General features: G+C 51.6%; 11 protein-coding genes. 5 read left to right on the top strand and 6 right to left on the bottom strand.

The window, feature by feature from the left end; translation table 11 throughout:
* From ACWA6V_RS10805 to pilG, 4 genes are all read right to left on the bottom strand, one after another.
* A partial coding sequence (locus tag ACWA6V_RS10805; RefSeq protein WP_449522492.1) for a methyl-accepting chemotaxis protein occupies positions 1-1,916 on the bottom strand: 1,916 nt, incomplete at its 3' end.
* Between the two features lie 126 nt (positions 1,917-2,042).
* Positions 2,043-2,585, bottom strand: coding sequence for a chemotaxis protein CheW (locus tag ACWA6V_RS10800; RefSeq protein ID WP_310068991.1), 543 nt, complete (start codon positions 2,583-2,585; stop codon positions 2,043-2,045).
* A 131-nt stretch (positions 2,586-2,716) separates the two neighbouring features.
* On the bottom strand, positions 2,717-3,079 hold the full coding sequence (locus ACWA6V_RS10795) for a response regulator (RefSeq protein WP_310068988.1): 363 nt from the start codon (positions 3,077-3,079) through the stop codon (positions 2,717-2,719).
* Between the two features lie 180 nt (positions 3,080-3,259).
* Positions 3,260-3,655 (bottom strand): twitching motility response regulator PilG, encoded by a 396-nt coding sequence (gene pilG, locus ACWA6V_RS10790; RefSeq protein ID WP_007639219.1) that lies wholly within the window; start codon positions 3,653-3,655, stop codon positions 3,260-3,262.
* 362 nt (positions 3,656-4,017) lie between these two features.
* Between pilG and gshB the strand changes: the two genes are divergently transcribed.
* From gshB to ruvX, 4 genes are all read left to right on the top strand, one after another.
* Positions 4,018-4,971, top strand: a complete 954-nt coding sequence (gene gshB, locus ACWA6V_RS10785) for a glutathione synthase (RefSeq protein WP_449522491.1) — start codon at positions 4,018-4,020, stop codon at positions 4,969-4,971.
* A gap of 44 nt (positions 4,972-5,015) precedes the next feature.
* On the top strand, positions 5,016-5,939 hold the full coding sequence (locus ACWA6V_RS10780; protein ID WP_449522490.1) for an energy transducer TonB: 924 nt from the start codon (positions 5,016-5,018) through the stop codon (positions 5,937-5,939).
* Between the two features lie 63 nt (positions 5,940-6,002).
* Positions 6,003-6,599 (top strand): YqgE/AlgH family protein, encoded by a 597-nt coding sequence (locus tag ACWA6V_RS10775; protein WP_310068969.1) that lies wholly within the window; start codon positions 6,003-6,005, stop codon positions 6,597-6,599.
* A 38-nt stretch (positions 6,600-6,637) separates the two neighbouring features.
* A complete protein-coding gene (gene ruvX / locus ACWA6V_RS10770; RefSeq protein ID WP_449522489.1) occupies positions 6,638-7,054 on the top strand; it encodes a Holliday junction resolvase RuvX in 417 nt (138 codons plus the stop codon).
* Between the two features lie 48 nt (positions 7,055-7,102).
* Here the strand turns inward: ruvX and ACWA6V_RS10765 are convergent, their stop codons facing one another.
* Both ACWA6V_RS10765 and ACWA6V_RS10760 read right to left on the bottom strand, forming a co-directional pair.
* The gene (locus tag ACWA6V_RS10765) at positions 7,103-8,248 is read right to left on the bottom strand and encodes a PilT/PilU family type 4a pilus ATPase (RefSeq protein ID WP_310068963.1); all 1,146 of its coding nucleotides are present in this window, start codon (positions 8,246-8,248) and stop codon (positions 7,103-7,105) included.
* A gap of 101 nt (positions 8,249-8,349) precedes the next feature.
* On the bottom strand, positions 8,350-9,384 hold the full coding sequence (locus ACWA6V_RS10760) for a type IV pilus twitching motility protein PilT (protein WP_310068960.1): 1,035 nt from the start codon (positions 9,382-9,384) through the stop codon (positions 8,350-8,352).
* 75 nt (positions 9,385-9,459) lie between these two features.
* Between ACWA6V_RS10760 and ACWA6V_RS10755 the strand changes: the two genes are divergently transcribed.
* The coding region (locus ACWA6V_RS10755; RefSeq protein WP_449522488.1) for a YggS family pyridoxal phosphate-dependent enzyme at positions 9,460-9,975 on the top strand (516 nt) is incomplete at its 3' end.

Here is a 9,975-nt window from a genome sequence, read left to right as displayed (position 1 = left end):
GAGGTTTGGGTAGTAATCTCTTGAATAACATTCATCGTGTTGGAGATGTGACCCGCAGACGATGCCTGTTGGCGTGCAGCGTTGGAAATGTTCTGGATCAATTCCGCGAGGCTTGACGATACGTTTTCAATTTCTTCCAGTGCCACACCCGCATCCTGTGCGAGGCGCGCACCGCGCACCACTTCAGAGGTGGTTTGTTCCATCGAAATTACCGCTTCGTTGGTGTCGTTCTGAATGGTTTTTACCAGCGCCTCAATCTGCTTGGTTGCGGCTGCGGAACGTTCCGCAAGGCGTTGAACTTCGTCCGCTACCACCGCGAACCCGCGGCCCGCGTCACCGGCCATCGATGCCTGAATTGCCGCGTTAAGTGCGAGGATGTTGGTTTGGTCCGCAATGTCGTTAATCAAACTTACGATATCACCGATCTCTTGTGACGATTCACCGAGGCGTTTAATACGTTTGGAAGTATCTTGAATCTGCTCACGGATGGTATCCATCCCGTGGATAGTGTTTTGTACCACTTTCGCACCGTTGCCCGCGATCGATACCGCGCGCTCTGCTACCGCTGCCGATTCGGCGGCGTTTGCAGATACCTGGTCAATTGTCACCGCCATTTCGTTTACCGCGGCAGATGCACCGGCGATTTCTTGCGCCTGGTGTTCAGACGCTTCGGCGAGGTGCAGTGCAGTTTGCTGGGTTTCCTGCGCAGCGGCCGATACATTTACCGCAGTTTCGTTGATTCGCGCTACCAAGATACGCAGCTGGTCGATGGTGAAGTTAATAGAGTCGGCGATCGCACCGGTAAAGTCTTCGGTTACGGTTGCGGTCGTGGTCAAGTCACCGTCCGCGAGGTCAGCCAGCTCATCGAGGAGACGCAAAATTGCGGTTTGGTTACGCTCGTTGGTATCGGCAGTTTCATCCGCGCGTTTACGTGCACCCATATACTGGTTAAAGCCCAGGAAGAACAAAGAGCCGAGAGTAATAGCGGCGAGCACAATAACGGTCATGTTGTTGATGAACGGACGGCTGTCTGCTTGCCCGGCGATTTTATCGGAGATAGCGGCCAGACCTTGTAGCAATTGCGGGGTGTCGTTCAGCAGCGCATCAGATGCCTGACGGGCGCGGGTGAGAGTGGTAGAACCTTCAACCATCTCCTGGATCGATTTGTTTACACCTTCAAACAGGGTGGTTATTTGGTCGAGACTGGCGCGCGCTTGTGCGTCAGACACGCGGGTAATACGCAGTGCCGGGTCGCCGTCTTTCATGGCGGTTAGTACGCGCGCATAGAAGTTGGCGTCGCGGTTGAACTGGTCGGCGGCATCGCCGGAGTCGGTATCACCGCGCAACATTTTATCCACGTTACGACCGATACGCTCGGCGCGCCAGGAGAGCAGCTGCGCTTGGATCGCTTGGTCGGCGGGAGCGCCGGATTCAAGCAGGATATCCACGATGTTGTTGTGTTCAGTCTGCAGGGTAGGCAGGTTGTCGTTCAGGGTGTTACCTACGTTGTTGAGCGATACGATCAGGTCTTTGTTGGTCGCAATCGCTTGGGCGTTGGTTTTTACCCGGTTCCAGATGGCACCGAAGCTGTCGAATTCTGCACTGAGCGATGCACGGGTACGTTCGTCGCTAGCGCGCAACATATCCCATGTACTGCCCATGCTTTCCACCACGCCGGTCAATTCACCAAAGGCTTTTTCATCGCCTGAGGTTGCGTCACGGGATAGGGATGTCAAGCGATAGGCTTGCGCACGCAAGTCAGCAGCCTGTTGCAGATAGCGCTGGTCATTGCTCTTGCCCTGGTTGATCAGGAACAACAACACCATCGCGGCAGCAAATGAAGCCACCAGCAAGACCGAGGCGATAACGGTCGTCGGTTTTGCCTTGAAGGTGGCAATCTTTGAATCAGTTTTCATCTAAGCACTCCTAACCAGCGTTCGGTTTTATTTTTTCTATCCACTGCGCTTTTTGCACGAGGCAGCAAGCTTCAATTTGACTCTCAATCTAACGTTTTGACTGAATTGTTATTGCATATCTATGGATCAGGTTTTTGCCGCGTTGGTAAAACGCGGATCTTCCGCCAGCAGCGCTGGCCGGAACAGCGACCAGCGCTCGCCCCCCTGCGGATAACTGCCGGTGACAAACGGCAAAATAGAACTTGCTACGGCTCCGGCCTGCTCGCTGTATTCATCCATGGGAAAGTGCTGCATACCGAACACCTGATCGACGATCAGGCCGGAATAAAGTGTTTCAGTTTCCAGAATTAATACCCGGCGGTGTTTGCGTGTGCCAGTGAGGCGGTCGCCAAAAAACATTGCCAGGTCAAATAGTGGCAACAATCGGCCACGTACATTGGCGACACCTTTCACCCAAGGTTGTACGCCGGGCAAATGAGTGTGGTTGGGGACTTCCAGCATTTCCGAAATTTCACCAATAGGCACCACAAAATAGCTGCCCATAAGCGCAAAGCCGATCCCGCTCCAATGGGGGCGTATATCGGCCTGAGCGGGCAGACCGCGTGCCGCTGCGCGGCTGCGCTGGGCTAATGTGAGCAGGGCCTGAAAGGCGGCCTGTGGTTCTGACATAAATCTATCCGTAACTGTCGTGTACCAACACCCGAGTTCGACCTATAAGGCCGACTTACTGAATGGTCGGTGCTGATACTTGTTGTTATTGTCTATCGATCATCCCTGCAGTTGATGAGCTTATCCTTCGATTAGCGCAATACCTCGGCCATAGCCGCCATCAATACTTCTTGGGTAATGGGTTTGGACAAGTAGGCTTTGGCACCCTGGCGCATTCCCCAGACGCGATCGGTTTGCTGGTCTTTGGTGGTCACAATAATGACGGGAATATGGGCCGTTTCAGGGGTTTTTGATAATTGACGAGTTGCTTGGAAGCCGTTGAGGCCGGGCATAACCACATCCATCAGGACTACATCGGGCAATTCTTTTTGCGCCATCACAATACCGGCTTCACCATTGTCAGCGGTCATGACTACATGGCCGTTCTTTTCCAGCATGCTGGTGAGTTTGTAGGTCTCGGTGGGTGAGTCGTCAATAATCAATACTCTGGCCATAAATGCTCCAAAAAAACGAATAATTGTTCCGCAGGCAATGCGGCGAATGTTAAACAGTCCTTTGGAAGTTCATCCAGACTATTACTGTGCTGATACAAAGTGCGCAGTTGACGCGCGAGTAATAGTCAAAAAACAAATAGGCTTAAACCCGGTACTCTTCTTAATCAAACGCTCAATCTATCAAGATGCCTTGAGATGTTTGACGTGCGCTTCTATTGCGCCGAGTAACTCGCTTTTGCTAAAAGGTTTGGTGAGATATTGGTCGGAACCGACAATACGCCCTTTGGCTTTGTCGAACAGGCCGTCTTTACTGGATAACATAATGACCGGGGTGGTCTTGAATTCGCTGTTATTTTTGATCAGGGCACAGGTTTGATAGCCATCGAGACGCGGCATCATAATGTCCACAAAAATAATGTCGGGGCGGGTATCGGCAATTTTCGCCAGGGCATCAAAGCCGTCGGTGGCGGTAATCACCATACAGCCCGCTTTTTTGAGCAGTGTTTCAGCCGTGCGCCGGATGGTCTTGCTATCGTCGATAACCATCACTTTGAGGCTTTCGTAAGTTACTTCCATACTCTGACCTTGCCTTTTGTTATTGCTGCAGTAGTTGCTGCCGCTGCCAGATATACACGTTGGTTGATGAAACTTGGTTGAGCGAATAGGTTATATAACGCTCATCCATTAAAACGGGCGTCAAAATAACGCCACCAATGAAAAATGAACTTTTAACACAGTTTTTAAGGTTGCGCCATAACTAGTTGAATATATGAGCAATCCATACAGTTTTTTCTTTTTTTAGATCGCTTTAATCTGTCTGTAATAATCTTGCTTTAATTGCCTTCAGGACTTAACTTTAGCCCGCCCTGTGTGTCCCGGCAAAAATATTTATACATCCTGATGATACACGATTTGTATTATTTATAAGAGTAAGGTTTATGGCTATCTCTCTCGGCGTGGTAATGGACCCTATCGCAGATATCAAATTCTATAAAGATACGACGCTGGCGCTGTTGTTAGCGGCGCAAGAGCGTGGTTGGGATTTGCATTATATGGAGCAGAGTGACCTATACCTTCTGCAGGGTGAAGCGCGCGCCAATATGCGCAACCTTTTTGTTGCCGACAATGGTGATAGTTGGTTTGAGCTGGGTTTGCATGAGGATAAAAAACTGGGTGATCTGGATGTGATCATCATGCGCAAAGATCCCCCCTTCGATAATGAATACATCTATAGCACTTACATACTTGAAGCTGCCCAGAACCAGGGTGCGCTGGTGATCAATGATCCGCGCAGCTTGCGCGATTGCAATGAAAAAATCTTTGCGACCCAATTCCCGCAGTGCTGCCCGCCAGTGTTGGTCAGCCGCGATATGCTGCGCCTGCGCGAGTTCCATCGCAGCCATGGTGATGTGATTTTCAAGCCGCTCGATGGCATGGGCGGCAGCCGTATTTTCCGCTGTCGCCAGGACGACCCCAATGTCGGTGTGATATTGGAAACCCTCACCGAATTTGGCACCCAGACGATTATGGCGCAGCGCTACATTCCGGAGATCACCGAGGGCGACAAGCGTATTTTAGTGGTGGACGGTGAACCGATTCCCTACTGTCTGGCACGTATACCCGCGCAGGGCGAAACGCGCGGTAATCTGGCGGCGGGCGGGACGGGGGTTGCGCAACCGCTCACCGATCAGGATTACTGGATTGTTGAGCAGGTGGCTCCCACGCTGAAAGCCAAGGGCCTGTTATTTGTCGGTCTTGATGTCATCGGCAACTACCTGACCGAGATCAACGTTACCAGCCCCACCTGCGCGCGCGAAATCGACAAGGCTTATAACACGGGAATTGGGTCACGGCTTATCGACGCCATAGAGCGTAAATTAGCGGCGCGTTAATCAGCTAAGACAATGCTGTATTTCTCAATACCAGAGTAGATCGAATGAATCAGGCCGTTGCCTTGGAAGAAGAAAATCTTGCCGTGCCGCCGGTCGATACCGGTGATCGTCTGAGTTTTACCTTTTTTTTGGCCATCGCTTTGCATGCCTTTTTAATTCTTGGCTTTAGTTTCAAGCTACCTGACCACAGTAATACCTCACAGACGATCGAGATCACACTCGCGACGCACAAATCGCTGAAAGCGCCTGAGAATGCTGACTTTCTCGCGCAACACAACCAGGAGGCAAGCGGTACGCTCGATGAAGCCAAGCAGCTCACCACCGAGCGCCAGGCGGAGTTTGCCGATACCCAGGTGCGCGATGTAAACCCGGTGCCACAGCAGCAAGCGGCCTCAATGAGAAAGTTTAAAGAGCAGCAACTGCTCTCGACTACTGCCAAAAGCACCCAGACTACCCAGCTCAAACTGAACCCGGATGAGCGCGAGGAGCGCGAGCCATTGGATGGGTTAATGGAAGACCAGCCGCTGGACTCCACCGACATTGCCAGCCTGCAAGCCAAGTTGGATAAACAGCGGCAGGAATACGCCAAACGCCCACGTGTGCGCACGCTCACATCGGTGTCCACCAAAGAATCCTTTGATGCCAAATACTTGCACGAGTGGGGCACCAAGATCGAACAAGTGGGCAACCGCAATTATCCCAAAGAAGCACTGAGCCGCCACATCACCGGCCACCTGCGCTTGTCGGTGGTGATCAACCCCGATGGCACTATCTACGAAATCAAAGTTCTACAATCGTCCGGGCAGCGTATTCTCGATGACGCTGCGCGCCAAATCGTGCGTCTTTCGTCGCCCTTCGCTAGCTTCCCTCCCGAGATACGCAAACAGGCCGACCGCCTGCAGATTATCCGCACCTGGAATTTTGAAATCACCGGCCAAGGTTCCACTATCACCACCTCGGCCAACTGATTCACGGTCAATAAATTTGCCGCCCCTGCTTGTTTTAGCGTTGTTAGGCCTCATACTGAATCCATGAACGAAAAAAGCACATTGACTACAAGTTACGATGAACTTACCCCAGGCAGTTTGCGCGATCATTTTCTTATCGCCATGCCGGGCTTAAATGATTCATCCTTTGCCCACACAGTGACTTACATTTGTGAGCACAGTGACAAAGGTGCTATGGGGGTGGTGATCAATACCGCCACGCCCATGCTGCTCAAAGAAATTTTTTCGCAGATGGATCTAGATGATCTATCGGACCAAGGCGACCAGATTGTGATGAGCGGTGGGCCGGTGCAGCCCGAGCGTGGTTTTGTGCTCCATAGCAATGAAGCCAAATGGCAATCGACGCTGGAGATATCACCCGACATCAGCTTAACCGCCTCGCGCGATATTATTACCGCTCTTGCCGCAGGCCGCGGCCCCAAGCAATGTTTGATTGCGCTCGGTTATGCCGGCTGGGGTGAAGGTCAGTTGGAGGCGGAAATTGCGGCGAACAGCTGGCTCACAGTACCCGCCGATAAAGACATTATTTTCAATACCCCGTTTGAAGAGCGCTGGACGTCAGCGGCGCAAACGCTGGGTATTGATGTCAATTTAATTTCCAGTACCGCTGGCCACGCGTGATTTCTTAGGCCCGGCGCGACTTAATCCTGTTTGAAATAATGATGATTAAAACCTTGCTCGCCTTTGATTATGGCACCAAAAATATTGGTGTCGCCTCCGGCCAAACCGTTACCCGCTCTGCTAATTCCCAAGCGCCGTTAAAAGCCAAAGATGGGATTCCTGATTGGAACCAAATTGAAAAATTATTGAAGGAATGGCAACCAGATCTGGTACTGGTGGGCTTGCCACTTAATATGGATGATAGCGAAAGCGAACTCAGCACGCGTGCGCGCAAATTCGCCAACCGCTTGCATGGCCGCTTTGGTGTAAAGGTGGAAATGGTAGATGAACGCTTGAGTAGTTTTGAGGCTAAAAGTGAAGTGATGGAGCGCGGTGGTTCGCGTGATTACAAAAACAATCCTGTCGATTCGATTGCAGCGCGTTTGATTTTGGAAAGTTGGATGGAGCGTAACTAATTTTAATGCGCTCATGTGAATCACATGAGCGCATTTTTCATAGACCAATCAAAACATCTTGCCGCGATTGTTGTGTTCATCACTTTGAATCGAAAGGCTATCCGCCGCATGCGACAAATAATTCGCGTCGGTTTCAGAACCGAGTTTGATCATCAAACGCAAATCGTTGGGTGAGTCGGCATGTAGCAGTGCGTCTTCGTAAGTGATCTCACCATTGTCGTAAAGCGCATAAAGCGCCTGATCGAATGTTTGCATGCCGAGTTCTGTTGAACGCTTCATCAACTCTTTCAGATCTGACACTTCACCTTTGCGAATTAAATCCTGCGCGAGCGGGGTGTTGATCATAATTTCCAGACAGGCGCGGCGACCATTACCATCGGGGGTCGGAATTAATTGTTGCGCGACAATCGCTTTTAAGTTGAGCGATAAATCCATCCACAATTGGCGGTGACGATCGGCAGGGAAGAAGTGAATGATGCGATCGAGTGCCTGGTTGGCGTTGTTGGCGTGGAGTGTACACAGGCACAGGTGACCGGTTTCCGCAAACGCAATCGCGTGGTCCATGGTTTCGCGCGAGCGCACCTCACCAATCAAGATGACATCAGGCGCCTGGCGCAAGGTATTTTTCAGCGCTACTTCGAAGGATTCCGTATCAATACCGACTTCACGCTGGGTGATGATACAACCCTGGTGTTGATGGATAAATTCAATCGGGTCTTCGATGGAAATAATATGGCCTTTGGAATTTTGGTTGCGATGGCCAATCATGGCGGCGAGCGAGGTGGATTTACCGGTACCGGTCGCGCCCACAAAAATGATCAGGCCGCGTTTAGTCATGGCCAGTTCTTTGATGATTTCCGGCAGCCCTAATTCATCGGGTGCAGGGATTTTGGTTTCAATACGGCGCAACACCATGCCCGCCAAATTGCGCTGGTAAAACGCACTGGCACGGAAGCGGCCAATACCGCGCGCGCTCACCGCAAAATTCAGTTCTTTCTTTTCAATAAATTCCGCGCGTTGTTTTTCATTCATCACACTCAGCACCAGTTCGCGCGCTTTTTCCGGCGCCAGCGGCGTGGCAGTGACGGGCACCACTTTGCCGTGGACTTTGATCGAAGGTGGCACACCGGCGGTGATAAATAAATCCGACGCGCCCTTTTCTACCATCAAAGATAATAACCGATCAAAATCCATAACAATGCACCTTAAAAATTATTGAAACGTTGTGCTGCAAATAGGGAACAGAATTAAAAATTTCCAGAGATCTATAACAAATAATTCCCCGGGATTTTTTATTAGAAGTTCTCCGGAAATTTGGCTTTGCCTTTGGCGGCTTCGCGGCTGATGATCCGGCGCGAGACCAGATCGGCCAGGCACTGGTCCATGGTCTGCATGCCGAGCGACGCACCGGTTTGAATTGCCGAATACATTTGCGCGACCTTGTCTTCGCGGATCAGGTTACGAATTGCCGAGGTGCCGCGCATAATTTCGTGCGCCGCTACACGACCACCACCATTTTTCTTCATCAGAGTTTGCGAAATTACCGCTTGTAGCGATTCTGACAACATCGAACGCACCATGGATTTTTCGTTCGCAGGGAATACGTCCACGATACGGTCGATGGTTTTAGCCGCTGAGGTGGTATGCAGTGTGCCGAATACCAGGTGGCCAGTTTCTGCGGCGGTCAGTGCGAGGCGGATGGTTTCCAGATCGCGCATCTCACCTACCAGGATGATATCCGGGTCTTCACGCAGTGCTGAGCGCAGTGCTTCATTAAAGCCGTGGGTATCGCGGTGGACTTCACGCTGGTTGATCAAACACTTTTTGGATTCGTGCACAAATTCAATCGGGTCTTCGATGGTGAGTACGTGTTCGTATTTGTTGTCATTGATGTAGTCGATCATCGCCGCTAGGGTGGTGGATTTTCCCGAACCGGTCGGCCCGGTCACCAACACCAGGCCGCGCGGTACGGCACAGATATCGCGGAACACATTGCCCATACCCAGTTCTTCCATCGTTAATACCTTTGAAGGAATGGTACGGAACACAGCACCGGCGCCACGATTCTGGTTAAAGGCGTTAACGCGGAAGCGAGCCACACCGGGCACTTCAAATGAAAAGTCGGTTTCCAGGAATTCTTCATAGTCCTTGCGCTGCTTGTCATTCATAATGTCGTAGATCAAGCCGTGCACCTGCTTGTGCTCCATGGGCGGCAGGTTGATGCGGCGCACGTCGCCATCCACGCGGATCATCGGCGGCAGACCCGCCGAGAGGTGCAAGTCAGATGCGCCTTGTTTGGCGCTAAAGGCCAGGAGTTCGGTGATATCCATCAGAGCAACCTTTTGTTATTTGTCTGCTGTGCAGACCTTTGTGGGCAATTTCAGTAACTTTTAAGAAAACGGGATATGCACAAGATAGACGACCAGCTCGCGAAAGTCACCGCACGAATTCACCAAGCCGCCACAGCCGCCGGACGAAATCCGCAAACTGTGCAGTTGATCGCTGTGAGTAAAACCCAAGCTGCACAAGCCTTGGCCGATGCTTATGCCTGGGGGCAGCGCGCCTTTGGCGAAAACTACCTGCAGGAAGCGCTCGACAAACAAATCCAACTGGCCACTCTTACGGACATTGAATGGCACTTTATTGGCCCCATCCAATCCAACAAAACCCGCCCGATAGCCACGCACTTTAGTTGGGTACACTCGGTCGATCGGCTGAAAATCGCCCAGCGCCTGAGCGAGCAGCTCCCGGCTGAGTTGCCGCCACTGAATATCTGTGTGCAGGTAAATATAGACGATGAAACCACCAAGTCGGGGGTTAGTCTCGCGGAATTACCGGTTTTAGTCGCAGCGATCAGCCAATTACCTCGCTTACGCTTGCGCGGGCTGATGGCAATACCCGCCGCGACCAACAATCCCGCG

This window comes from Cellvibrio sp. (assembly GCF_053579595.1).
The sequence above is the reverse complement of the archived record's forward strand: the minus strand, read 5'-3'. Positions and strand labels throughout refer to the sequence as shown.

Coding starts and splice junctions, on each gene's coding strand:
- ACWA6V_RS10800 (WP_310068991.1), bottom strand. CDS start 2,585: ATGTCAGAACCACAGGCCGCCTTTCAGGCCCTGCTCACATTAGCCCAG.
- ACWA6V_RS10795 (WP_310068988.1), bottom strand. CDS start 3,079: ATGGCCAGAGTATTGATTATTGACGACTCACCCACCGAGACCTACAAA.
- pilG (WP_007639219.1), bottom strand. CDS start 3,655: ATGGAAGTAACTTACGAAAGCCTCAAAGTGATGGTTATCGACGATAGC.
- gshB (WP_449522491.1), top strand. CDS start 4,018: ATGGCTATCTCTCTCGGCGTGGTAATGGACCCTATCGCAGATATCAAA.
- ACWA6V_RS10780 (WP_449522490.1), top strand. CDS start 5,016: ATGAATCAGGCCGTTGCCTTGGAAGAAGAAAATCTTGCCGTGCCGCCG.
- ACWA6V_RS10775 (WP_310068969.1), top strand. CDS start 6,003: ATGAACGAAAAAAGCACATTGACTACAAGTTACGATGAACTTACCCCA.
- ruvX (WP_449522489.1), top strand. CDS start 6,638: ATGATGATTAAAACCTTGCTCGCCTTTGATTATGGCACCAAAAATATT.
- ACWA6V_RS10765 (WP_310068963.1), bottom strand. CDS start 8,248: ATGGATTTTGATCGGTTATTATCTTTGATGGTAGAAAAGGGCGCGTCG.
- ACWA6V_RS10760 (WP_310068960.1), bottom strand. CDS start 9,384: ATGGATATCACCGAACTCCTGGCCTTTAGCGCCAAACAAGGCGCATCT.